The sequence below is a fragment of the Synechococcus sp. FACHB-909 genome (assembly GCF_014698945.1).
GTDB lineage: Bacteria > Cyanobacteriota > Cyanobacteriia > PCC-6307 > Cyanobiaceae > Cyanobium.
In genome coordinates this window covers 105799-129320 of the sequence record NZ_JACJTY010000007.1, presented here as the reverse complement: position 1 = coordinate 129320, position 23522 = coordinate 105799, and the positions used below count along the sequence as shown (strand labels likewise).

The window sequence follows — 23522 nt, the reverse complement described above, 5'->3', positions numbered from 1 at the left end:
GCGCATGGCTGAGGCGCTCGAGCCCCCCTTCGATCGGCCCGATGCCGGCTTCAACGACCTTCCCGGCTGGACCTGGGTGGGCACCTATGGCGGCCACTATCTCCAGTGCGACCTGCTGGCGGCTTTCGAGCACGGCTTCTTCACCCGCCAGTGGCAGGGCCGGCCGCCCGAGGAGCTGGCCGGTGCGATCAGTGCCGGCGTCAGCGTGCACCGCACCCGCCAGGTGCATGGCGGTGCGGTGCTGGCCGCCTCCGACGCCGACCGGGAGCCCTGGCCGGAGGCCGACGGACTGCGCAGTGACCGGGGCGGCCAGAGCCTCTGGGTGTGCGGGGCCGACTGCACCCCCGTGCTGATCGCCGACCCCGCCAGCGGCCTGGTGGCGGCCTGCCACGCGGGCTGGCGCGGGGTCGCGGCCAGGATCGTGCCGGCGGCGATCGAAGGGCTGGTGGCGGACGGCGCCAGCCGGGACCGGCTTGTGGTGGCGCTCGGCCCGGCCGTGGCCGGCTTCCGCTACCAGGTGGAACGCTCCGTGACCCTGCAGGTGGCCGCCGCCATGGCGGCCGAGGGCAGCGGGCCGCCACCGGAGGAGCGGGCCCTGGCCGATCTGGAGCGCTGCGGCGCCCTGCTGCCGGATCCCGCCCCCGGCCGGGACCGGCTGGACATCCGACGGGCCACGGCGCTGCAGCTGGAGCGGCAGGGGATCGCCCCGGAGCGGATCGGCCTCTGCCCGCTCTGCACCATGGCCGAACCGGCCCTGTTCCATTCCTGGCGCCGCGACGGGGTCAGGGCGGTGCAGTGGAGCGGTGTGGTGTCGCAAGGCTGAGGGCCACCGCTTCGGCCACCTTGATGCCGTCGATCGCCGCCGACAGGATGCCGCCGGCATGGCCGGCCCCCTCCCCGGCCGGGAAGAGTCCCGGGGTGTTGAGGCTCTCGAGCCCGGTGGGGTGGCGCTGCAGCCGCAGGGGCGAGGAGGTGCGGGTCTCCACGCCGGTCAGCAGGGCCCCCGCCATGGCGTAGCCGGGGATGCGGCGGGCGAACACCGGCAGGGCCTCCCGGATCGCGTCGAGGACGTAGGCCGGCAGGCAGCCGTCCAGGCTGCCGAAACGCAGGCCGGGCTGGTAGGAGCCCACCACCGCCTCCGGGGGGGACTCCCGGCTGGGTCTGTGCTCGAGGAAATCCTCCAGCCACTGGGCCGGTGCCCGGTAGTCGCCGCCGCCGGCGTCGAAGGCCTGCCGCTCCCAGTGGCGCTGGAAGGCGATCCCTGCCAGGGCCTCCTCCCCGTCCTGGGCGTAGGGCGCCAGATCCTCCGGGGTGATCGGCACCACCAGGCCGCTGTTGGCATTGCGCTCCCGGCGCGAGTGCTGGCTCATGCCGTTGGTGACCACGCAGCCCTCCTCCGAGGTGGCCCCCACCACCAGTCCTCCGGGGCACATGCAGAAGCTGTAGACGCTGCGGCCGGCGCCGGCCTTCCCTTCGCCGTTGCAGTGGTGCACCAGCTTGTACTCGGCGGGCCCCAGCCGCGGATGGCCGGCGGCCTCCCCCCAGCGGGCCCGGTCGACCAGGGCCTGGGGATGCTCGATCCGCACCCCGATCGCAAAGGGCTTCGGCTCCATGGCCACGCCGAGGCGGTGCAGCATCGCGAAGGTGTCCCGGGCGCTGTGGCCTGGAGCCAGCACCAGATGCTGGGTGGCGATGGCCGTGCCGTCGGCCAGCCGCACGCCCGCCAGGCGCCGCTCGGGTCCGTCCCCCAACAGCAGTTCGACCACGTGCTGACCGAAACGGACCTCGCCCCCCAGGGCCTCGATCCGGGCCCGCAGCCCGCGCACCACCGTGGCCAGCTTGAAGGTGCCGATGTGGGGGTGGTGCAGGGTGAGGATCTCCGGATCGGCCCCGGCCGCCACCAGCTCCTCCAGCACCTTGCGGATGTAGGCGGGGTTCTCGCTCACCTGGCTGTAGAGCTTGCCGTCGGAGAAGGTGCCGGCTCCCCCTTCGCCGAACTGGGCATTGGAGCCGGGATCGAAGCGGCGGCGGCCCTGCCAGAAGCCGAAGGTGTCCGCGGTGCGCTCCTTCACCGCCTTGCCGCGCTCCAGCAGCAGCGGCCGCCAGCCCATCTGGGCCAGCAGCAGGGCGGCGAAGTAGCCGCAGGGTCCGGCGCCCACCACGACCGGGCGCAGCTCCGCGCCGGCTCCCTCGGCCCGGGCCACCGGGCGGTAGCGGCTGTCCGGTGTCGGCCGCAGGTGGGGGTCGCCGGCGAAGCGGCGCAGCAGGCGGCGTCTGGCGCCGGCCTCCAGCTCCAGGTCGAGGCAGTACACCAGGGCGATGGCACCGCGCCGCCGGGCATCGACGCTGCGCTTCACCAGGTGATGGCCGCGCAGCTCACCGGGGGCGAGCCGCAGCCGCTGGGTGATGGCCGCCTCCAGGTCGGCGGCGCTGTGATCGAGCGGCAGTTTCAGCTCGCTGAGGCGCAGCACGGCCGTGGCGGTTGGAGGGCTGCTGGCGTTCTAGGGCACGGCGGGGCGGGCGCCAACGCGCCGGACGGGGGCCAACGCTTGTGGCGTCCCCTGCCGATCCGCCGCAGAAGGTGCGAAGGTGGAACCTGATCGCGCCTGGGGCCGGATTTCGGATGGGTCTGGCTCATTGCCCCCTCTGCATGGGTCTGGCGGCGCTCTGCGCGGTGCGCTGCGGTGCCCATGCCCTGCTGCTCTGGCGTCTCTGGTTCGAGGGGGTCGGTGCGCCGGCAAGCTCTGAGCCGGTGCGGCTCCGCCAGGCCGCTTGCTGATCCGCCAGGCCGCTTGCTGAGGGGAACCGGAGACCGGCCCCGTCAGGCCCTGCCCGCCGGGCCGGCGGCGTCCAGCTCGGCCTCCAGGGCGGCGATGGCGATGCGGGTGGGCACCACCGCATCGGGGTTGAGGCTGATCGAGTCGATCCCCTCCTCCACCAGGAAACGGGCGAAGTCGGGGTAGTCGCTGGGGGCCTGGCCGCAGATGCCGATCTTGCGGCCGCAGCGCCGGGCCGTGCGGATCGCCAGCCGGATCATGTCCTTGACGGTGGGATGCCGCTCGTCGAACAGGTCCGCCACCAGGGCCGAGTCCCGGTCGAGCCCCAGGGTGAGCTGGGTGAGGTCGTTGGAGCCGATCGAGAAGCCGTCGAAACGCTCGGCGAAGGCCTCGGCGCCGATCACGTTGCTCGGCAGTTCGCACATCACGTACACCTCCAGGCCGTCCTTCCCTCGCACCAGCCCCTCGCCGGCCATGACCTCCAGCACCCGGTCCCCCTCCTCGGGGGTGCGGCAGAAGGGGACCATCGGGATCACGTTGGCCAGCCCCATCGACTCCCGCACCCGGCGCAGGGCCCGGCACTCCAGCGCGAAGGCGGGGCGGAAGGCGGGGGCGTAGTAGCGCGACGCCCCGCGCCAGCCGATCATCGGGTTCTCCTCCGCCGGCTCGAACGCCGCTCCGCCCAGCAGGCGGGCGTACTCGTTGCTCTTGAAGTCGGAGAAGCGCAGGATCACCGGCCGGGGATGGAAGGCGGCGGCGATCCGGGCCATGCCCTGGCTGAGCAGGTCCACGTAGTAGTCGGCCGGCGCGTCATACCCCGCCACCAGCTCAGCGATGGCGGCCCGGTCGGCCGCCGCCGTCACCCGTCCGGGCTCGAGCAGGGCCATCGGGTGCACCCGGATGTGGTTGGCGATGATGAACTCCAGCCGGGCCAGGCCCACGCCGTCGCAGGGGATCGAGGCCAGGTGGAAGGCCTCCTCGGGGTTGCCCACGTTCATCAGGATCCGGGTGCGGGTGGCCGGCAGGTCGCCGATGGCCTGCTCCTCCACCCGGAACGGCACCGCCCCCCGGTAGACGTGGCCCACGTCCCCTTCGCAGCAGCTCAGGGTGATGCTGTCACCGTCGGCGATCCGCGCGGTGCCGTCGCCCGTGCCGACGATCGCCGTCAGGCCCATCTCCCGGGCGATGATCGCCGCGTGGCAGGTGCGGCCCCCCTGGTCGGTGACCACCCCGCTGGCCTTGCGCAGGATCGGCTCCCAGTCGGGGTCCGTGCGGCGGGTCACCAGCAGGTCGCCGTCCATGAACCGGGCGATCTCGCCCGGATCGCTGATCACCCGGGCCCGGCCGCTGCTCACCGAGGCGCCGATGGCCCGGCCGCTGGTGATCTCTTCGGCCGTGTGCGGCTCCAGGTGCCAGCTGCGCAGCACCGCCGCGCCCCGGCGGGATTCCACCGTTTCCGGCCGGGCCTGGAGGATGAACAGCTCGCCGCTGAGGCCGTCCTTGGCCCATTCGATGTCCATCGGCGTGGGCACGCCGCGGCGCTCGCCGTAGTGGCGCTCGATCACGCAGGCCCAGCGCGCCAGGGTCAGGGCCTCCGCGTCGCTGAGGGCGAAGCGGCGGCTGTCCTCCGGGGTGACGGCCTCGTTGCGCACGGCCCGGCCATCGCCGCCGGTGGGGTCGGCATAGACCATGCGCAGGGCCTTGCTGCCCAGCCGCCGGCTCAGGATCGGGGCGAACCCCTGCTCGAGCGTGGGCTTGAAGATCAGCCACTCATCGGGGTTCACGGCGCCCTGCACGACGTTCTCCCCCAGCCCCCAGGCGGCGGTCAGCAGCACGGCGTCGCGGAAGCCGGTTTCGGTGTCGATGCTGAACATCACCCCGGAACTGGCCAGATCGGAGCGCACCATGCGCTGCACCCCGATCGAGAGGGCCACCTCCAGGTGATCGAAGCCGTGCTGCTGCCGGTAGACGATGGCCCGATCGGTGAACAGCGACGCGTAGCAGCGCCGGCAGGCCTCCAGCAGCGCCGCCTCCCCCTCGACGTGCAGAAAGGTCTCCTGCTGCCCGGCGAAGCTGGCTTCAGGCAGATCCTCGGCCGTGGCGCTGGAGCGCACCGCCACCACGGCCGGGCCACCGCCGGAGGCCAGCTCCCCGCCGGAGGCCAGTTCATCGCTGAGCTCCCGGTAGGCGGCCAGGATCGCCTGGGCCAGCGGCGGCGGCAGTTCCGCCCGGCCCAGCCGCTCCCGGGCCCCCTGGCCGGCCGCCTGCAGGGCCGCCAGGTCGTCGGCATCCAGCCCGTCGAGCAGCTCGGCCAGCACCGGCCGGAGCCCGTTGGCGGCGATGAACAGCCGGTAGGCGGCGGCCGTGGTGGCGAAGCCCCCCGGCACCCGGACGCCGGCGGGTTCCAGCTGCTGGATCATCTCGCCCAGTGAGGCGTTCTTGCCGCCAACCTCAGCGATGGCGTCGAGGCCGACCCTGGCCAGGGGTACGACGAGCCGATCGGAGTCCCGCATCCCCTTCGCCCTGACTGAGCCAACTCTGGGCCCGCCCACCCGTGCCGGCGCCGGGCTGTGATCTTTGGTCGTCCCTCAGGGTTCGGGGTTGGCGTCCGGGTTGGGGTCCGGGTTGGGGTCGGTGGGGGTCGGGTCGGATTCGGGCAGCAGCTGGGCCAGCAGGCCGGCTCCCATGAGGATGCCGCCGAGGGTGAGGGCCAGGCCCCGGTTGGCGGCGGCGGGACCGTCGACCCAGGTGCCGGCGGCCAGGAAGGCCCCGCCCAGCAGCAGGGTGGGCACCAGCACGATGCCCTTGGCGGTGCGGTTGAGGCTCATGGACAGGCCTCCGGACGGGCCAGGCCGGCAGCGATCAGGCCGTCGGCGATGTCGTCGCCGCCGGCCAGCAGGCTCACCCTGGCCAGCAGGGTGCCGTCCCGCTGGCCCATGGGGCGCAGGTTCACCCTGGTGCGACGGGGCAGGACCTGCCGCAGCCAGCTGATCGCTTCGGTTTCCTGGCCTGGCGCCAGTTCCATGCAGGCCAGTTCCACGGGGTAGCTGCGGTTGCCATCACCCACCTGGAGCAGGGTGCCGCTGCGCACCTGGAACACCTCCGCAGCCGCCGCAGCACCCGGAAAGGCGATCACCAGGGCCAGCAGGAGCGCGAGGAGGTTCAGAGTTTGGCGCCGCAACTGGGACAGAACAGGTGGGCACTGGCGGTGGTGCTGCCGCAGGCATTGCACTGGCGGATGGTGTCGATGGCCAGCTCGGGATGGCTGGGCAGGCCCACCATCTGGGCGTTGCTGGCGCCGGGGGGCACCATCGGGTAGCAGTTCTCGTTGCGGCGCACGCGCACATCGACGAACACCGGACCCGGATGGGCCAGCGCCTCGGCCAGACCGGACCGCAGCTGGTCCCGGTCGGTGATGCCGATGCCCTTGACGCCGAAGGCTTCGGCGAGAGCGGGGAAATCGGGCATGCCGCCGGTCATCTCGGAACTGGAGTAGCGCTCTTCGTAGAAGCTCTCCTGCCACTGACGCACCATCCCCTGCCAGCCGTTGTTGAGCACCACCACCTTCACCGGCAGCTGGTACTGGCTGAGGGTGCCCAGCTCCTGGATGTTCATCAGGATGCTGGCATCACCGGCCACACAGATCACCGTCTCGTCGGGGAAGGCCGTCTGGACGCCCATGGCGGCGGGCATGCCGAAGCCCATGGTGCCCAGGCCGGCACTGCTGATCCAGCGCCGGGGTCCGTTGCGCAAGAACTGGGCCGCCCACATCTGGTGCTGGCCCACGTCGGTGGTGAAGAAGGCCTCGGAGGCCAGCTCCCGCAGGGCGATCACCACCTCCTGCGGCGCGATCTCGCCGGTGGGCTGGGGGATCACCAGGGGGTAGTGGTGCTTCCAGGTGTCGATGCGCTCGAGCCAGGCGTCGGTGCGGCGGTTGGAGCCTTCGCCGACCGAGGCCTGCAGCAGGGCCTCCAGGGCCTGCTTGACATCGGAGACGACCGGCACCTCGGGAACCCGGTTCTTGCCCACCTCGGCCGCATCGATGTCGATGTGGATCACCTGCGCCCGGGGGGCGAAGCTGTCGAGGCGGCCGGTGACCCGGTCATCGAAGCGGGCCCCGACGGCGATCAGCAGGTCGCACTCGGTGACGGCGAAGTTGGCGTAGGCGGTGCCGTGCATGCCGAGCATGCCGACGGCCAGGGGATGGTTCTCGTCGAAGGCCCCCTTGCCCATCAGGGTGGTGGTGACCGGCAGCCGGAAGCGTTCGGCCAGCTGGTGCACCTCGGCGTGGGCGTCGGAGGCGATGGCGCCGCCACCGACGTAGAGCAGGGGGCGCCGGGCCTGGCGGATCAGGGTCAGGGCGTCCTCGATGGCCTCCGGTCTGGGGGCCGGCGAACGCTTGAAGCCCGAGGGGATCGCCGATCCCGGAGCCACGGGGGTGTAGTCGAACTCCTCGGCACCCACATCCTTGGGCACGTCGATCAGCACCGGGCCCGGGCGGCCGCTGGCGGCGATCAGGAAGGCCTCCGCCACGATGCGGCCGATGTCGGCCGGGTCGCGCACCACCCAGGAGTGCTTCACGATCGGCAGGGTGATGCCGAAGATGTCGGTTTCCTGGAAGGCGTCGGTGCCGATGGCGGCCCGGGGCACCTGGCCGGTGATGACCACCATCGGCACCGAATCCATCTGGGCCGTGGCGATGCCGGTGACCAGGTTGGTGGCACCGGGGCCGGAGGTGCCGAAGCAGACGCCCACCTGGCCGGTGGCACGGGCGTAGGCATCGGCGGCGTGGGTGCCGCCCTGCTCGTGGCGCACCAGGATGTGCTTCAGCCAGCCCCGGGCCTCCGCCTTGTGGAGCTCGTCGTAGATGGGCAGGATCGCTCCGCCCGGATAGCCGAAGATGTGGCGGACGCCGTGGCGGTGCAGGGCATCCATCAGGGCGTAGGCCCCGCTCACCCGCATCGGCGCCGACGACGGCTGCGACGCCTCAGGGGCGGGAGCACTGGGGCTGCTGGTCCCGGCGGCGGCGATGGCGGAGGGAAGGGGCGTGAGCGTCACGGCGGCGGCTGGGGTCGGGCGAAGGGGAGGAAATCGTCAGGATGGGAGAGCGGTCGGCCCGGGAGCCAGGCATCCGGGCAGGGGTCTCGGAACCATCAGCGGAAGACACCAAGGTTAGGTCGCTGGAGGGGGTTTGGGTTGCGCTGACGGCGGCTCTCCGCCATGGCCCGCAACACTCGGGCCGGATCCATCCAGGCGCCCCGGTAACGCATGCCCCAGTGGAGGTGGGGGCCGGTGGTGCTGCCCGTGAGGCCGACATGGCCGATCACCTGGCCGGTGGCCACCCGCTGCCCCTCCCGGAGCAGGACGCCGCCGCTGCGGTAGACACCGTTGCCGGCCTGGCCTCCGAGGTGGCAGTAGATGTGTTCGTAGCTGCCCGAGCGGATCACCAGTCCGTTGCCGCAGCCACCGTCGACGATCACCTCGCTCACCGTTCCGGCCCACCAGCTGCGGATCGGCGATCCCAGGGGCGCGGCGATGTCGATGCCGTAGTGGGGACGGACGTCGCCGCTGAGGGGATGGGAGCGCATGCCGAAACCGCTCGTGTAGCCGGCGAAGCTCGCCACCGGAAACACCCCCCTGACCCAGAGGCTGGCGCTGCGGGCCTCGGCGGGCAGGGTCTGGCTGCTCAGCCCCAGGGTGGCGGCGATCACCAGCGAACGGCTCCGCAGGCCGGTGCGCCTTGGGCGGTCAGAGCAGTCCAAGGGCATGCAGCGGGCCGTGACCGGTGAGCAATTCCAGCAGAAAAGCGGAGAATCCGACCATCGCCAGGCGACCATTCCAGACCTCGGAGCTGTTGTTCCAGCCCCAGGCCCATTTGTCCTGGGGGTAGAGCTTCACCTTCTTGGGCAGCTGGGCCGCCATGTCGAGGTTCACCTCCGGGCCCGCCATGGCTTCGTGCACCAGGTCGGCGAGGCCCTGGATGAAGGTGGGGTCGGTGTCGAGGGCCGGCACCCGGCGGAAGTGGCTGATGCCGGCTTCGGTGGCGATCTCCCGATACTCGATGTCGATCTCCTCGAGGGTCTCGATGTGTTCGCTGACGAAGCTGATCGGCACCACCACCAGCTCCTGGACGCCCTGCTCCCCGAGTTCCCGCAGGGCATCCTCGGTGTAGGGCTTGAGCCATTCCACCGGCCCCACCCGGCTCTGGTAGGCGAGGGTGGAGGGGTTGGGATGGCCCAGCAGCTGTTCGAGGCGCTCCATCACCAGCGCGGCGCAGGCCTCGATCTCCTTCTGATAGGGGTCGCCGGCCTCCTCCACGTAGCTCTTGGGCACCCCGTGGGCACTGAAGAAGATGTGGGCCGACGCCGGTGTCTCGCAGTTGCCGATCTCCCGGGCGATCAGCCCGGCCATGGCATTGATGTAGCCGGGATGGTCGTACCAGCTGCGGATGCAGCGGATCGGCAGCCGGCGGAAGGCAGGGTCGGCCTGGCGGAGACGCTGCAGCTCCCGGAAGCTGGAGCCGCTGGTGCTGATCGAGAAGTGGGGATAGAGCGGCAGCACCACCACTTCCTCCACGCCGTCGGCCTTGATGTCGCCCACCGCCGATTCGGTGAAGGGGTGCCAGTAGCGCATCGCCACGTAGCTGGTGGCGTCGACACCCTCCTGACGCAAGCGGCTCTGCAGCTCCCGGGCCTGCTGCTCGGTGATGCGGCGCAGGGGAGAGCCGCCGCCGATGGAGCGGTAGGCCTCCTTCGACTTGCCGCTGCGCAGGGTGCTGATCAGCCAGGCCAGGGGTTTCTGCAGCGCCGGCGTGGGCAGGCGGATGATCTCCGGATCGGAGAACAGGTTGTAGAGGAATGGCCCGACGTCCTCGATCCGCTCCGGACCGCCGAGGTTCAGCAGCAGCACGCCGACCCTGGCCATGCCTTCGATCAGAAAGGCAGAGCGTAACCCCGCCTCCCCACCGGCGGCTGCCCGGCGGGTCACCCCCCCCTGCCCTGGCGGCCCCGGGACGGCAGGGGTAGCTTCCGGCTCAGCTCCCCGATCGCCCCACCATCTTCCCGGCCGCCGATCTGACAGAACTGGTGCAGCGGCAGAACCGCCAGCTGGCGGCCTCGGGCACCGGCCTGCGGCTGGAGATCCGCCAGCAGCGGCTTGGTCTGCGCGGCCCCCTGCCCTGTCCGAAGGGCACGGCGGCGCGGCCGGTGCAGCGGATCAGCCTGGGGCTGCCGGCCACGGCGGAGGGGGTGGCCGCCGCCCTCGACCAGCTGGCCCGGGTGCGGGAGGCCGTCGAGCGGGGCCGCTTCTCCTGGGAGCATTGGCGCCGGCGGCCGTCCGCGCCAGAGACCACCCCAGCCGCCGTGGCCGCTGGGGCGCCGTTCCCCGCGCCGGCGCCCCCGGCGGCGGGCTCCCCCGCCGAGGCCGCGGGCTTCACGCCGCTGCTGAAGGGCTTCGAGGCCGCCTTCTTCGCCGATCCCCGCCGCCGCCGCCGGCCCGCCGGCAGCCGCAGCACCTGGAGCGGCGCCTACCGGCCCTACCTGCGGCGGCTGGCGGCGGTGGCCGCCGCGTCAGGCACCACGCCGGCGACCGTCGACGTGCCCCTGCTGGAGCAGGTGCTGGAGACCTACCCCCTGGCCAGCCGCAGCCGCCAGCAGTGCGGCCTCGCCCTCGGGGCCCTGGCCCGCCACCTCGAACTCCCCCTGCCGGCCGACTGGAGCGAGCGCAGCGGTGGTTACGGCCTGCATGTGGCCCGCTTCCGGGGGCTGCCCAGCGACGCCCGCATCCTGGAGCTGGTGGCGGCCATCCCCAATCCCCGCTGGCGCCTGGCCTACGGGCTGATGGCCACCTACGGCCTGCGCAACCACGAGGTGTTCTTCTGCGACCTCTCCGCCCTGGCGCCGGGGGGCGACCGGGTGCTGCGGGTGCTGCCCACCAGCAAGACCGGGGAGCACCAGGTGTGGCCGTTCCAGCCCGACTGGGTGGAGCACTTCGGCCTGGAGGGCCTGGGGGAGGGCGGCGCCGAGCTGCCCCGGGTGTGCACCGACCTGCGCCGCACCACCCTGCAGCAGGTGGGCCGGCGGGTGGCGGAGCAGTTCCGCCGCTACGGGCTGCCGATCACCCCCTACGACCTGCGCCACGCCTGGGCCGTGCGCACGATCCACATCGGCCTGCCGGACACGGTGGCGGCCCGGATGATGGGCCACTCGGTGGCGATCCACACCCGCACCTACCACCACTGGATCACCCGGCGGGACCAGCAGCAGGCGGTCGACACGGCCCTGGCACGGCTCCGCCAGAGTGCCGCAAACGGACACCGCTCCCCATGACGGCGAACGCCTCCCCGACCCCTGCCCCCGTGGCGGACGACACCCTGGCCCTGGATCGCCAGGCCGAGGAGCTGGGCCCGGGGGGCGACCTGGCCCCCGAGGTGGACCAGGAGGCCTACCGCCGCCGCATGCAGCGCCGCCGCGAGGTGCAGCAGCAGCGGGTGGGGGAGCGGAACCTGGAGAAGGGGCTGGTGCTCGTGTTCACCGGCGAGGGCAAGGGCAAGACCACGGCGGCCCTGGGCCTGGTGCTGCGCACCCTGGGCCACGGCGGCAAGGTGGCGGTGGTGCAGTTCATCAAGGGCGGCTGGCAGCCGGGGGAGGCCCGGGCCCTGGAGCGTTTCGGCGACGACCTCCACTGGCATGCCCTGGGTGAGGGCTTCACCTGGGAGACCCAGGACCGGGAGCGCGACCGCCAGCTGGTGCAGAGCGCCTGGGAGCGCTCCTGCGATTACCTCGCCGACGGCGAGCGCAAGCTGGTGGTGCTCGACGAGATCAACGTGGCCCTCAAGCTGGGCTATCTCGAGCCCGAGCGGGTGCTGGAGGGTCTGGCCCTGCGACCGCCCCTCACCCATGTGGCCCTCACCGGCCGCGGCGCCCCGCCGGCCCTGCTGGAGCGGGCCGATCTGGTCACGGAGATGAAGGTGGTGCGTCACCCCTTCCGGGAGCAGGGGGTCAAGGCCCAGGCGGGCATCGAGTACTGAGGGCGTTCTCCTGGAGAGCCGGGGTCAGTCCAGGTCGGCCCGCAGCCGGGCCAGGCTGCAGACCAGCACCGACAGCCCGCTGACCAGCAGGGCCCGGTGCACCTCCGGCTCGCCCCAGAACCCCGGGCTGCCGCTGGCCCGGTCCAGGGCCGAGAGCGTCAGCCGGGCCATGACGTCACTGCCGCGGGGGCCGCGGGGGACGGGACATCCGGGCGGGTCGACGGCCATGGCGGTGCTCCTTTGGGGCAGTGAAGCGGCAGTCGCCGGTGCCGGCAACCTGGTGGCGTCGCGGGAGGGGTTGCTACTGTTCGGCCGATCGCACGAGTCGATGGCCTACAGGCGCGTTCTCCTCAAACTCAGCGGTGAAGCGCTGATGGGTGACCAGGGCTATGGGATCGATCCCGCCATCGTTCAATCGATCGCCAAGGATGTGGTCGAGGTGGTCTCCGGCGGCACCCAGCTGGCGATCGTCGTCGGCGGCGGCAACATCTTCCGGGGCCTGAAGGGCTCGGCGGCGGGCATGGACCGGGCCACCGCCGACTACGTCGGCATGCTGGCCACGGTGATGAATGCCATCACCCTGCAGGACGGCCTCGAGCGGGCCGGGGTGCCCACCCGCGTCCAGAGCGCCATCTCCATGCAGGAGGTGGCGGAGCCCTACATCCGCCGCCGGGCCATCCGCCACCTGGAAAAGGGCAGGGTGGTGATCTTCGGCGCCGGCTGCGGCAACCCCTTCTTCACCACCGACACCACGGCGGCCCTGCGGGCGGCGGAGATCAACGCCGACGTGATCTTCAAGGCCACCAAGGTGGACGGGGTCTACGACAAGGATCCCGCCAAGCACAGCGACGCGGTCCGCTACGAGACCCTCACCTTCCTCGACGTGCTGAGCGGCGAGCTGGAGGTGATGGACAGCACCGCCATCGCGCTGTGCAAGGACAATGCGATTCCGATCGTGGTCTTCGACCTGTTCGGCTCGGGCAACATCGGCCGGGCGGTTGCCGGTGAGTCCATCGGCACCAGCATCGTGCCGGCGCCCCGCCGCTGACGTTCCCTCCCCACCACCCTTCCCCTGCCATGGATCTCGAAGCCAGCATGCGCAAGTCGGTGGAAGCCACCCAGCGCACCTTCAACACCATCCGCACCGGTCGGGCCAACCCCTCCCTGCTCGACAAGCTGACCGTCGAGTACTACGGCTCTGACACGCCGCTCAAGTCGCTGGCGACGATCTCCACCCCTGACGCCCAGACGATCCAGATCCAGCCCTTCGACAAGGGCTCGATGGCGCTGATCGAGAAGGCGATCGCCATGAGTGATCTGGGCCTGACCCCCAACAACGACGGCCGGGTGATCCGCATCAACATCCCGCCCCTCACCGAGGACCGTCGCAAGGAGCTCTGCAAGCTCGCGGCCAGGTACGCCGAGGAGGGCAAGGTGGGTCTGCGCAACCTCCGCCGTGAGGGCGTCGACAGAATCAAGAAGCAGGAGAAGGACGGTGAGCTCTCCGAGGACCAGAGCCACGACGAGCAGGAGAAGGTCCAGAAGCTGACCGATCGCTACATCGCCGAGCTGGAGAAGCACCTGGCGGAGAAGGAAGCCGACATCCTCAAGGTGTGAGCAGCCCTGCCGATGCCGACGTGATCGTCGTCGGGGCTGGCCCCGCCGGCGGCGCGGCGGCGTTCCACCTGGCCAACCGGGGCCGGCGGGTGATCCTGCTGGAGGCCCAGGCACCGGGACGGTCCAAGCCCTGCGGCGGCGGCATGGCCGCCTCGGTGCAGCGCTGGTTCCCCTTCGATCTGGCCCCCGCCGTCGACCAGGTGATCCGCCGGGTGCGGTTCACCTGGTGCCTGGAGGATCCGGTCACGGCCGAGCTGCCCGGGGAGGCTCCGTTCTGGATCGTGCGCCGCAGCGTCCTCGACGCCTTCCTGGCGGAGCAGGCCGTCCAGGCGGGCTGCGACCTGCGCCATGGCTGCCGGGCCGAGCGGATCGAGCGCCGTGACGATGGCCTCTGGGAGGTCTCCGGTCCGGGGGATCTGCGGCTGCGGGCCAGGGCCGTGGTGATCGCCGATGGCTCCGGCTCCCGCTTCGCGGCGCCCCTGGGCCTGGGGCCGTCCCGGCCCCGGTTCGCCGCCACCGTGTCGGTGGAGGTGGCGGCGGATCCCGACCCCGCCGACATGGCCCGCTTCGAGTTCGGCCTGGTGCACCACGGCTTCTGCTGGGTGTTTCCGCGCCGGGGCGGCTACAGCATCGGGGTGGGCACCTTCGTCGGCCAGCAGGAGGCCGACAGCGGGGCGGTGCTCTCCGCCCTGCTGCCCAGCCTGGGGCTGCCGGAGGCGGCGGGGGAGCGCCGCCACGGCCAGCTGCGCCTCTGGAACGGCCACCACCCCCTCCATGGCCCGGGCCTGGTGGCGGTCGGTGACGCCGCCTCGCTCTGCGATCCCTTCCTGGCCGAGGGCCTGCGCCCGTCCCTGCTGAGCGGCTGCGAAGCGGCCGCGGCCCTCGACCGCTGGCTGGATGGCGACGCCCCTGCCCTGGAGCACTACAGCCTGCGGATGCGCGAGGCCTGGGGCGATTCGATGGCCTGGGGCAAACGCATCGCCCAGGTCTTCTACCGGGTGCCGCGGGTGGGCTACCAGCTCGGCATCAAGCGGCCCACCGCGCCCCAGCGCATCGCCCAGATCCTTTCCGGGGAGATGGGCTACGGCGAGATTGCCCAGCGGGTCATCCGCCGGCTGCTGTTCCAGCGGGGCTGAGCGCCCAGGGTCGGCGCCAGGGCCTGAACGGGCTCAGTTGCGGGTCACCCCCTTGAGGTCCCGCAGGCGCTGGTCGATGGAGCCCAGCAGCTCGATGGCGAACATGGGCGCCTCCTGGACGGCGAACAGGAACTTCTCGCGGTTCATCACCAGCAGCCGGCAGGGGGTGAGGGCCGTGGCATGGCCGTAGCGGCGGTGGTCCTGGGTGACCAGGGCCCCGGCCCCGAAAACGTCGCCGGCCTGGATGTCCTCGTGGCCGGCATCGGCGTTCCAGCTGAGCCGCACCGTCCCCTCCAGCAGGCCGAACATGCAGTCGCCGGGCTCGCCTGCCCGGAAGATGACAGAACCGGCCTCCACGTCCCTCACCTCACCCTTGTCGGCGAGGGCGCGCATGGTGTCGAGGGCGTGGACGGTGTGGGCCATGCGTGAGCTGAACGGGAATCCATCCTTGCCCATCAAGGTGAACAACCGGTCAAGGAAAGGGCCGCTGCCGGGCGGCCCGGCCGTCAGCGGCTGATCGCCAGCGGAGCACCCAGGCCGCCGCGCACATCCTCGGGGGCAAGGCGGCCGTCGTTGTCGGTGTCGAGGGCATCGAAGACGGCATCGCTGCCAAGCCATTCCTCCCGGGTGATGCAGCCGTCCCCGTCGAGATCGTTGAGCAGGAAGATCTCGTGCACCGCATGGGTGAAGGCGGCCCCGCCCTCGATCACGGCCAGGCGATGGGCCAGCTGGCCTTCCAGGGTCTCGATCGCCTTGGAGAAGCCGCGGATGCCCTCGTCCAGCTTCTCGCTGGCCATGGCGTCCGCCGCCATCATCGTGCGGAACGTGGCCTCATCGACGTGGATTCTGGCTTCGCTGGCGCCCGGATGGGCGGCATCGAGGCGGCGTTCCAGCGTGCCGTCGCTCTGGCGCAGCTGGTCCATCAGGGTCGGGGAGATGGTCAGCAGGTCGCAGCCCGCCAGTTCGACGATCTCGTCGATGTTGCGGAAGCTGGCCCCCATCACCTCGGTGCCGTAGCCGTAGGTCTTGAAGTAGTTGAAGATCCGCGTCACCGAGAGCACGCCGGGATCCTCCGCCCCGGGATAGCTGTCGCGACCGGTGGATTTCTTGTACCAGTCGAGGATGCGCCCCACGAACGGAGAGATCAGGGTGATGCCCGCCTCGGCACAGGCCACGGCCTGGGCGAAGCCGAACAGCAGGGTGAGGTTGCAGTGGATCCCCTCGCGCTCAAGCACCTCCGCTGCCTTGATGCCCTCCCAGGTGGAGGCGATCTTGATCAGCACCCGGTCGGTGCCGATGCCCGCCTGGGCGTAGAGGCCGATCAGCTTGCGGGCCTTGGTGATGGTGGCCTCGGTGTCGTAGCTGAGGCGCGCATCCACTTCCGTGGAGACCCGCCCCGGGACGATCCTGAGGATCTCCTTGCCGAAGGTGACGCTGATCTCATCGATGGCCTCGCGCACCACGTCCTCGGCGGGGGCCTCGGCACCGATCACCTCCCGGGACTCGCGCAGGGAGCGGTCGATCAGGTCCTGGTAGGTGGGGATCTGGGCGGCGGCCAGGATCAGGGACGGGTTGGTGGTGGCATCCCGCGGCGTGAACTGACGGATCGCGTCGATGTCGCCGGTGTCGGCCACGACCACGGTCATGGCGGCCAGTTGTTCGAGAAGGTTGGCCATCGTGGAACGGTGTCGGGCGCGATGTCTGCTGGCTCCGACGCTAGCCATGGCCTCCTTCAGGGACGCAACGCGGTTGTGGGAATGAGGACAGGCTGGCTCAGGAGCGGCTGGCCTTGGCGGCGACCCTGGTGGGCTGGCTGGGGGGCACCTTCTCGATCACCAGCAGGGCCTCGGCGATCTGACGGGCCACCGGCAGGGCCACGGTGGAGCCGTAGGCATTGCCCCCCTGGGGCTCGTCGACCACCACCAGCACCACATAGCTGGGATCATTGGCCGGCAGGATCGCCACGAAGCTGCAGATCCGGGCCCCGGGGATGTATACCCCGTTGCGGGCCTTCTGGGCCGTGCCCGTCTTGCCGGCGATGCGGTAGCCGGGGATCTTCATGCCCTTGCCGTTCTCCACCACCGATTCCATCCACTTGACGACGGTGCGGGTGACGGCGGGATCGAGCAGCTGGACGCCCGTGGGGGCGGTGGCGCTGGCCAGGGCATCACCGGAGCGCAGACCGCGGGTGATGTGGGGGCTCACCAGCCGGCCGCCGTTGGCGAGCATCCCGTGCAGCTGCAGCAGCTTGAGGGGGGTCAGGGAGAAGCCCTGGCCGAAGGCGGCCACCGCCGGCTCGATCGGCGCCGAGGTGAACTCGCTGCGGCTCTTGAGCTGGCCGGCCACGGCCCCGGGCAGGTCGGTGTCCGGCATCTCGTCGATGCCGAAGGCCCGCAGCCAGTGCCAGAAGCGATCGCGCTTCACCTGGGCCATGGCCTTCACCATCGCCACGTTGCTGGACACCTGCAGCACCGTGGGGAAATCGATCACGCCGTTGGCGCGGCGGTCATGGTTGAAGATCGGCCAGCCACCGATCGTCAGCTGGCCCACGTCGTTCACCTTGTCGTCGGGGCGGATCGCCTTCTCCTGCAGGGCCAGGGCCAGGTTGATGGGCTTGAAGGTGGAGCCGGGTTCGTAGAGATCCTGCACCGACCACTCGCGGAACAGGGCGGGGCTGTAGCTCCAGAACCGGTTGGGGTCGTAGGTGGGGGTGGAGGCCAGGGCCAGGATTTCGCCGTTGCGGGCGTTCATCACCAGGGCGGCGCCCTGCTTGGCCCGCCACTGCTTCACCTGCTTGGTGAGCGCCTGCTGGGCCACCTGCTGCAGACGGGCATCGAGGGTGAGCTGGAGCCGCAGGTCGTCGCCGTAGAGCGCCCCGGCCTGGAGGCCGTCGGGGAGAGGGGTGCCGTCGGCGCCGCGGCGCATGCTCAGGGTCACCTCCTGGCGGCGCAGGTCCCGGTCCCGGCTCTGCTCCAGACCCGCCTGGGCGACCCTCTCCAGGTTGAGGAAACCCACCACGTTGGCGAACAGGGACCCCTGGGGGTAGACCCGCTGGGGGTAGGCCTCCAGATCGAGGCCGCTGATGCCGAGTTCCTTGACCCGGTGGGCCGTTTCCGGATCCAGGCCGGTGGCGAGCTTGACGCCGCTGCGGCGGCTGCCGATGGTCTGCAGCAGGTCGGAGGGCGGCTTGGCCAGCACCTTGGACAGCTCCCTGACCACATCGGCGGGGGGACGGATCTGCTGGGGCTCGTCGCCGGGAAGGTTGAAGTAGCGCGGGTGTGCCCAGAGGGTGTAGCGCTCCTCGTCGAGGGCCACCAGCCGCCCCATCCGGTCGACGATGGTGCGCCGTTTGCCGATGGGGGTGACCGCATGGGTCTGGATGGCCCTTGCCCGGGCCTGGAGCTCGGGGGCCTGGACCACCTGCAGCCAGGCCAGCCGTCCCGCCAGCCCGACCAGGGCCGCGCAGAGTAGGAGATAGACCGTGAGCATCCGGCCGGCGGGGATCGGCTGGATCTCCACCACCCGACGGGTTGCGCCCCCTCTGGGGCGGCGTCCGCCCCCGGAGGCGGTCGCCGGAGGGCGGCCCTCGCCAGGCCCGGAACGGGAGGCGGGGGGCATCAGTAGCCGGCCGGCATGGCCCGCAGCTGGAAGCCGGCCAGCAGCGGCAGGGGGGCGCGGGGGCGGCTGCTGCGGGGCTCAGGCAGATGGATGAGCTTGGCGCTGCTGGTGGGCTCCAGCAGGCCGGGGCGCCGCACCAGGCTGAGGTGATGCTGCTCGAGCAGGGCGGAGGACTCCTGCATGCGGTGCTCGAGGGTCTTGGAGGCTTCCAGCTTGGCGAAGCTGTAGGCCCACTGGTTCTGCCAGTGCAGGGTGAGGGCGCTCAGGCCGAGCATCGAAAATCCCAGGCCCACCAGGGCTCCGCTGCTGATCCGATGCAGTCCGGCCAGCCAGGGGGCCTGGCGTTCAATCCTGCGCGCCGAGAGGGATCCCTCGATCAGCTGCAGGGGCCTCTGCAGGGGCCTCGGTTTCGGCAGCGGATTCTGGCTGCGTGGGGCGGGGGAGGCGGCCAAGGGACCTGGAAGGCACTGCGCAAGTGAACCACCCATCAGGGACCGCAGCAAGCGCTGTCAGTCGGCGAGGAAGAGGAGATTCATGAAGGTCATCCCGTTCCAGAGGGCGTGCATCAGCACGGCGCTGCCCAGTCGGCCGCTGCGCCAGCGCAGCCAGCCGAGGCCCAGGCCGAGCACGAACAGCGGGGCCAGTTCCGACAGGCTCAGGTGGGCGATCGCGAACACGGCCGCGCTCAGCACCACCGCGCCGGCTCCACCGAGCCTCTGCCCCGCCACCGGCAGCAGCACCCCCCGGAAGAGGACCTCCTCGAACAGGGGGGCCACCACCAGGGCGGTGAGGGCGAAACAGGCCAGCGCCAGGGGGTCGGCGCTGGTCAGGACGAGGTCGAGCAGGGGATTGCTGCCGCCCGGGTCAACCCAGATCCTGTCGATCGCCCAGCTGGAGGCCGTCACCACCGGCAGCACCATCAGCAGGCTGGCCAGCGCACCGCCGAGGGCGGACCCGGCCGGCCGCCACCTCCACTGCAGCCAGCCCCCCGCCGGAGGGGACCCCCGACGCGGCAGCATCAGGGCCAGCAGCAGCAGCGGGGCGGCCATCAGGGCGGCGTAGAGCACCAGCACCTCGATGCCCTGGCTGAGGGCCCTCGGGGCGGCCAGGCGCTGCAGGGCGATCTGCAGCGGCGGCTGCACCACCATCGGCACGAAGACTTCGCCGAGCACGACGAAACCGCCGGCGATCAGCAGGGTCACATCGACGGGGCTCAGGGGCGGGCCCACCAGCGGCGGCGCCGCCGGAAGTCGCTGCCGCCAGGCCAGCCAGCCCTGACGCAGCAGCAGGGCGGCCCCCACCAGCAGGAACAGGGCCGGCAGGGTGGTCACCGCCAGGAGCATCAGCAGCAGCCGGAGGGACCGCTCCTCGGCCGGACAGGCGCCCGGGTCCCCCGGCAGCTGTTCACAGACCAGCTGCTGCACCATCAGGGGAGCCGCCCAGGGGGCGAAGAGCTGCTGCCGCTGCTCCGCCGCCACGGGCCGTCCGTCGAGCAGCGCCTGGATCAGGGGACGGCGCACGGCGTCCACCTGGGTCAGCAGCTGCCTCAGTTCGGTGTCTTCGTCCAGGGCTGCCGCGGTCCCGGCGTCGCGCTCCAGCAGGGCCCGTTCGAGGCGGCGCACCGCCAGCGGCGGCTCCTCGGCGGCCTCCATCTGGCGCCGGAGTTCATCGCCCAGCTCCCGGCGCGGGTCCTCGCTGCTGAGCAGCGGCCGCAGCCCCTCCGGAACCGCCTCGGCCGCCAGGGCCGTCAGCTCCAGCTGCCGCAGGCTGAGGGAATCGACCACCGACGGCCGCTCAAGGCTGTCGATCAGTCCGCCCACCCAGAGCAGGGCGCAGAGGGCCAGGCTGAGCAGGGCGAGAAGGCTCTTCCAGCCCGGGGGGGAGGCGGGCGGTCCGGATCGGGAAGGGGTTCCGTTCAACCGGACCACCTCGGCGGCGATGGGTGCTGATTCTCCCCTGCGCCCGGCCACGGCCCGTCCCATACGATGGCCTCGCCTGCGCCACAAGCACCTTGCCCCTTCGCATCGTGCTGGTCCGCCATGGGCTGAGCAGCTTCAACCTGGAGCACCGCATCCAGGGCCGTGACGACCTCTCCAACCTCACCGAGGAGGGGCAGCTCCAGGCCCGTCGCACGGGGGAGGCCCTGGCGGAGCTCGGCTTCACCGCCGTCTACAGCTCGCCGCTGCAGCGGGCCAGTGCCACCACGGCCGCCCTGCTGGCCAGCCACGGCTCGCCGCTGGCCCCCGTCTACGACGACGATCTGCTGGAGATCGATCTGGCGCCCTGGAGCGGACTGCTGCGCAGCGAGGTGCGGGCCGTGGATCCGGAGCAGGAGCGCCGCTGGCGCGAGGCCCCCGAGACCATGGAGCTGCAGCGCGCCGATGGCAGCCGTTTCCTGCCGGTGCCGGAGCTGCTGGAGCAGGCGGGCCGTTTCGCCGATCGGCTGCTGGCCCGCCACGGTGATGACGACACCGTGCTGGTGGTGGCCCACAACGCCATCCTGCGCTGCCTGGTGCTGCACCTGCTCGGCCTGCCGGCGAGCGGCTTCCTGCGCCTCAGGCTCGACAACGCCTCCATCTCGGTGCTCAATCTGGTCCGCGGCGAGGGCGGGCGGCCTTCGGTGCAGCTGGAATCCCTCAACGGCACCGCCCATCTGGGCACGGCCCTGCCGCCGGCCGGACCGGGGTGTCGGTTGCTGCTGGTGCGCCATGGCGAGACCGACTGGAACCGGGAGGGACGGTTCCAGGGCCAGATCGACATCCCCCTCAATGGCCACGGCCTGGCCCAGGCGGAGGCGGCGCGGGCCTTCCTGGCCCCGATCCCGCTGCAGCGTGCCTATAGCAGCGACATGGCGCGCCCCCTGCGCACCGCCGAGGTGATCCTGGGCTCCCATCCCGGCGTGCCGCTCACCACCACCCGGGGGCTGCGGGAGATCGGCCACGGCCTCTGGGAGGGCCGGCTGGAAAGCGAGATCGCCGCCGGCTGGCCCGACCTCCTCGCCGCCTGGAAGCGCACCCCCGAGACCGTCCAGATGCCGGAAGGGGAGACCATCGGTGAGGTCTGGGACCGGTCGCTGGCCGCCTGGAACCGGATCGTCGCCGGACTGGATCCCCAGGAAACGGCCTTGGTGGTCGCCCATGATGCGGTCAACAAGACCATCCTCTGCGCCCTGCTCGGCCTCTCCCCCGCCGACATCTGGGCCATCAAGCAGGGGAACGGTGGGGTGACCGTGATCGACTATCCCCGGGGGGCGACGGCGCCGCCGGTGGTCAGCGCCCTGAACCTCACCGCCCATCTGGGGGGCGTGATCGACCGCACGGCAGCCGGCGCCCTCTAGCCCGCCCACCCCTTCGAAGCCCCTGCCATGGTCCGTCAGCTGCTGATCCACGGGGTGACTCTGCTGGAGGCCCCGGGGCGGCCGCCCCGGCAGGCCGACGTGCTCCTGGAGGACGGGGTGCTGCGGGCGATCGATCCGGAGCCGGACGTGGCTGGCGTCGCCACGTTCGACGCCGAGGGCTGCTGGCTGGCACCGGCGCTGGTGGATCCCCACAGCGTGCTGGAGGACCCCCTGCAGGGGCGGGCCGAAACCCTGGCCAGCCTCGGGGAGGCCGCCGCCGCGGGTGGCTACGGCACGGTGGCCCTGCTGCCCTGGGCCTCCAGCTGGCGCGACCGGCCGGAACGGCTGGCCTGGAGCTGGCCGGAGCCGATGCGGCTGCTCCGCTGGGGCAGCTTCAGCGTCGATGGCCTCGACCGGGACCTGGCTCCCCACGGCGACCAGCTGGCCGCCGGCGCCTGCGGCCTGGCGGCCGGGGCGACCCTGCCGCCGCTCGATCTGCTGGAGCGCGGCCTGCGGCTCGGGGAAATGGGGGACCGGCCGGTGCTGCTGCCGCCACGGGACGGGTCCCTGGCCCGGCGGGGGTTCGTGCGGGAGCGGGTGGAGGCCCTGCGGGCGGGCTGGCCCCTCGACCCCCCCGGCAGCGAAACCCTCCCCCTCGAAACCCTGCTCTCCCTGGCCGACGACCTGCCCGCCGCCGGCCTGCGGCTGATGAATGTCTCCACCGCCGAGGCGGTGGCCCGGCTGCGGCGCCATGGCCGCCCGCCGCTGGCCTCGGTGGGCTGGTGGCATCTGGTCGCCGACAGCGGCGGCCTCGATCCCGCCGACGAGGGGTGGCTGGTGGAGCCGTCCCTGGGGGGACCTGCCGACCGGCGCGCCCTGATCGATGGCCTGGCCGACGGGGTCATCAGCGCCGTCGCGGTGCACCACATCGCCCTGGATGCGGAGGAGGAGCTGCTGCCCCTCGACCAGCGCCGCCCCGGCGTGGCGGGTCACGGCCTGGTGCTGCCGCTGCTGTGGGAGGAGCTGGTGGGACGCCGGGGCTGGCGGCCGGAGCAGCTCTGGCAGGCGCTCTGCTGGGGCCCCGCCCGCTTCCTGGGCCTGCCGGAGCCGGCCCTGGCCGCCGGCACGGCCCAGTGGCTGCTGTTCGATCCCCGCCGCTCCTGGCGCTGGGAGGACGCCACCGACGGTTCCCTGGCGGCCAACCGCCCCTGCCGGGGGCGGCCGTTGCAGGGACGGGTGCTTGCCTGCGGGCTCAGCGATCCTGGGCGTTGGGCTCTGGCAGCGGACCGGCCGAGCTGAACGGGAAGAAGCGCCAGAAGGCCCGGCCGATCAGTTCGCTTTCCGGCAGCAGCGGCCCGCCCGGCCAGAAGCGGGCATCCCAGCTGTTGGCCCGGTTGTCGCCCATCACCACCAGGTGGCCGGGGGGCACCACCACGTCGATGGTGCGGCAGGGGCCGACCCCCTGGCGATCGACCGGGCAGTAGTTCCTGACGTAGGGCTCGTCGAGGGGACGGCCGTTGATGCTGACCCGGCCGCGGGGGTCGGCCACCACCCGCTCGCCGGGCAGGCCGATCACCCGCTTGATGTAGGCATCGCAGGCCGGCTGCTGGATCCCCGGCAGGGAACCGATCAGGGGAAGGTTGACCAGCAGGCAGCGCAGCGCCCCCGGCTTGGTCGGCCCGGTGAGGATCGGATCGAAGTGGTAGGGCGAACGGAACACCACCACCTCGCCGCGCCTCGGGGGGCGCTGGCGGAAGGACAGCTTCTCCACCAGCAGCCGGTCCTGGAGCTGCAGTCCCGGAAGCATGGAGCCGGAGGGGATGTAGCGGGCCTCCAGCAGGAACTGGCGGATGCCCAGGGCCACCGCCAGGGTGATCAGGACGCTGCGCCAGAAGGCCCAGGGGCTCTCCTCCCGCTCCTCCTGGCGACGCTGCGGCTCCGGGGGGGGCGTCGGCTCGTCGGGGGCGCCGTGGTCGGCCGGTGGATCCGAGGGGCTCAAGGGGTTCGTG

The 23522-nt window shown here is 72.0% G+C and carries 23 protein-coding genes; 9 read left to right on the top strand and 14 right to left on the bottom strand.

Annotated features, from left to right (window positions below):
- Nucleotides 1-4 precede the first annotated feature (4 nt).
- Complete coding sequence (locus tag H6G99_RS12425) at nucleotides 5-823, top strand: purine nucleoside phosphorylase YfiH/LACC1 family protein (protein ID WP_190611785.1); 819 nt, start codon at nucleotides 5-7, stop codon at nucleotides 821-823.
- Here the strand turns inward: H6G99_RS12425 and H6G99_RS12420 are convergent.
- Nucleotides 783-2471 carry an NAD(P)/FAD-dependent oxidoreductase gene (locus tag H6G99_RS12420; protein ID WP_190611783.1) on the bottom strand — a complete coding sequence of 563 codons (1689 nt, stop codon included), beginning with the start codon at nucleotides 2469-2471 and terminating at the stop codon, nucleotides 783-785. The two genes, H6G99_RS12425 and H6G99_RS12420, sit on opposite strands and share 41 nt — an antisense overlap.
- Nucleotides 2472-2623: 152 nt before the next feature.
- Between H6G99_RS12420 and H6G99_RS12415 the strand changes: the two genes are divergently transcribed.
- Entirely contained in the window at nucleotides 2624-2779 is a 156-nt protein-coding gene (locus tag H6G99_RS12415; RefSeq protein WP_158219578.1) for a hypothetical protein, read from the top strand.
- A gap of 42 nt (nucleotides 2780-2821) precedes the next feature.
- Here the strand turns inward: H6G99_RS12415 and ppsA are convergent, their stop codons facing one another.
- From ppsA to hemH, 6 genes are all read right to left on the bottom strand, one after another.
- The gene (gene ppsA / locus H6G99_RS12410) at nucleotides 2822-5290 is read right to left on the bottom strand and encodes a phosphoenolpyruvate synthase (RefSeq protein ID WP_190611781.1); all 2469 of its coding nucleotides are present in this window, start codon (nucleotides 5288-5290) and stop codon (nucleotides 2822-2824) included.
- 75 nt (nucleotides 5291-5365) lie between these two features.
- A complete protein-coding gene (locus H6G99_RS12405; protein ID WP_190611780.1) occupies nucleotides 5366-5605 on the bottom strand; it encodes a GIVxVP protein in 240 nt (79 codons plus the stop codon).
- Nucleotides 5602-5958 carry a hypothetical protein gene (locus H6G99_RS12400; RefSeq protein WP_190611779.1) on the bottom strand — a complete coding sequence of 119 codons (357 nt, stop codon included), beginning with the start codon at nucleotides 5956-5958 and terminating at the stop codon, nucleotides 5602-5604. Before H6G99_RS12400 ends, H6G99_RS12405 begins: the two co-directional genes overlap by 4 nt.
- Nucleotides 5940-7739, bottom strand: a complete 1800-nt coding sequence (gene ilvB, locus H6G99_RS12395) for a biosynthetic-type acetolactate synthase large subunit (protein ID WP_190611893.1) — start codon at nucleotides 7737-7739, stop codon at nucleotides 5940-5942. The genes H6G99_RS12400 and ilvB overlap by 19 nt, the downstream gene beginning before the upstream one ends.
- Nucleotides 7740-7930: 191 nt before the next feature.
- Complete coding sequence (locus tag H6G99_RS12390; RefSeq protein WP_353617244.1) at nucleotides 7931-8488, bottom strand: M23 family metallopeptidase; 558 nt, start codon at nucleotides 8486-8488, stop codon at nucleotides 7931-7933.
- 37 nt (nucleotides 8489-8525) lie between these two features.
- Complete coding sequence (gene hemH / locus H6G99_RS12385; protein WP_094586840.1) at nucleotides 8526-9701, bottom strand: ferrochelatase; 1176 nt, start codon at nucleotides 9699-9701, stop codon at nucleotides 8526-8528.
- 161 nt (nucleotides 9702-9862) lie between these two features.
- On the opposite strand from hemH, the gene H6G99_RS12380 reads away from it, so the two are divergent.
- Together H6G99_RS12380 and cobO are read left to right on the top strand one after the other, a co-directional pair.
- Nucleotides 9863-11104, top strand: coding sequence for a site-specific integrase (locus tag H6G99_RS12380; protein ID WP_190611776.1), 1242 nt, complete (start codon nucleotides 9863-9865; stop codon nucleotides 11102-11104).
- A complete protein-coding gene (cobO, locus tag H6G99_RS12375; protein ID WP_190611775.1) occupies nucleotides 11101-11805 on the top strand; it encodes a cob(I)yrinic acid a,c-diamide adenosyltransferase in 705 nt (234 codons plus the stop codon). The genes H6G99_RS12380 and cobO overlap by 4 nt, the downstream gene beginning before the upstream one ends.
- Nucleotides 11806-11829: 24 nt before the next feature.
- Here cobO and H6G99_RS12370 read toward each other — a convergent pair whose 3' ends face one another.
- Nucleotides 11830-12033 carry a hypothetical protein gene (locus H6G99_RS12370; protein ID WP_146134609.1) on the bottom strand — a complete coding sequence of 68 codons (204 nt, stop codon included), beginning with the start codon at nucleotides 12031-12033 and terminating at the stop codon, nucleotides 11830-11832.
- Between the two features lie 100 nt (nucleotides 12034-12133).
- Here H6G99_RS12370 and pyrH point away from each other — a divergent pair, with 100 nt between their 5' ends.
- The 3 genes from pyrH to H6G99_RS12355 are packed head-to-tail and all read left to right on the top strand — an operon-like array spanning nucleotide 12134 to nucleotide 14558.
- Complete coding sequence (gene pyrH / locus H6G99_RS12365) at nucleotides 12134-12853, top strand: UMP kinase (protein WP_094587397.1); 720 nt, start codon at nucleotides 12134-12136, stop codon at nucleotides 12851-12853.
- Nucleotides 12854-12882: 29 nt separating this feature from the next.
- Nucleotides 12883-13422 carry a ribosome recycling factor gene (frr, locus tag H6G99_RS12360; RefSeq protein ID WP_094587378.1) on the top strand — a complete coding sequence of 180 codons (540 nt, stop codon included), beginning with the start codon at nucleotides 12883-12885 and terminating at the stop codon, nucleotides 13420-13422.
- A complete protein-coding gene (locus tag H6G99_RS12355; protein ID WP_190611774.1) occupies nucleotides 13419-14558 on the top strand; it encodes an NAD(P)/FAD-dependent oxidoreductase in 1140 nt (379 codons plus the stop codon). The genes frr and H6G99_RS12355 overlap by 4 nt, the downstream gene beginning before the upstream one ends.
- Before the next feature lie 33 nt (nucleotides 14559-14591).
- Here H6G99_RS12355 and H6G99_RS12350 read toward each other — a convergent pair whose 3' ends face one another.
- The 5 genes from H6G99_RS12350 to H6G99_RS12330 form a co-directional block, all read right to left on the bottom strand.
- Nucleotides 14592-14981, bottom strand: coding sequence for a Crp/Fnr family transcriptional regulator (locus H6G99_RS12350; protein WP_094587380.1), 390 nt, complete (start codon nucleotides 14979-14981; stop codon nucleotides 14592-14594).
- A gap of 83 nt (nucleotides 14982-15064) precedes the next feature.
- Entirely contained in the window at nucleotides 15065-16234 is a 1170-nt protein-coding gene (locus H6G99_RS12345) for a transaldolase (protein ID WP_190611772.1), read from the bottom strand.
- A 97-nt stretch (nucleotides 16235-16331) separates the two neighbouring features.
- Nucleotides 16332-18176, bottom strand: coding sequence for a peptidoglycan D,D-transpeptidase FtsI family protein (locus tag H6G99_RS12340; RefSeq protein WP_199297164.1), 1845 nt, complete (start codon nucleotides 18174-18176; stop codon nucleotides 16332-16334).
- Nucleotides 18176-18628 carry a hypothetical protein gene (locus H6G99_RS12335; RefSeq protein ID WP_190611770.1) on the bottom strand — a complete coding sequence of 151 codons (453 nt, stop codon included), beginning with the start codon at nucleotides 18626-18628 and terminating at the stop codon, nucleotides 18176-18178. Before H6G99_RS12335 ends, H6G99_RS12340 begins: the two co-directional genes overlap by 1 nt.
- 57 nt (nucleotides 18629-18685) lie before the next feature.
- Entirely contained in the window at nucleotides 18686-20104 is a 1419-nt protein-coding gene (locus tag H6G99_RS12330) for a CPBP family intramembrane glutamic endopeptidase (protein ID WP_353617243.1), read from the bottom strand.
- Nucleotides 20105-20187: 83 nt separating this feature from the next.
- On the opposite strand from H6G99_RS12330, the gene H6G99_RS12325 reads away from it, so the two are divergent.
- Nucleotides 20188-21513 (top strand): histidine phosphatase family protein, encoded by a 1326-nt coding sequence (locus H6G99_RS12325; RefSeq protein WP_190611767.1) that lies wholly within the window; start codon nucleotides 20188-20190, stop codon nucleotides 21511-21513.
- A gap of 27 nt (nucleotides 21514-21540) precedes the next feature.
- Nucleotides 21541-22812, top strand: coding sequence for an amidohydrolase family protein (locus H6G99_RS12320; RefSeq protein ID WP_190611766.1), 1272 nt, complete (start codon nucleotides 21541-21543; stop codon nucleotides 22810-22812).
- Here the strand turns inward: H6G99_RS12320 and lepB are convergent.
- Entirely contained in the window at nucleotides 22766-23512 is a 747-nt protein-coding gene (gene lepB / locus H6G99_RS12315; RefSeq protein ID WP_190611764.1) for a signal peptidase I, read from the bottom strand. The genes H6G99_RS12320 and lepB overlap by 47 nt on opposite strands.
- Nucleotides 23513-23522 lie beyond the last annotated feature (10 nt).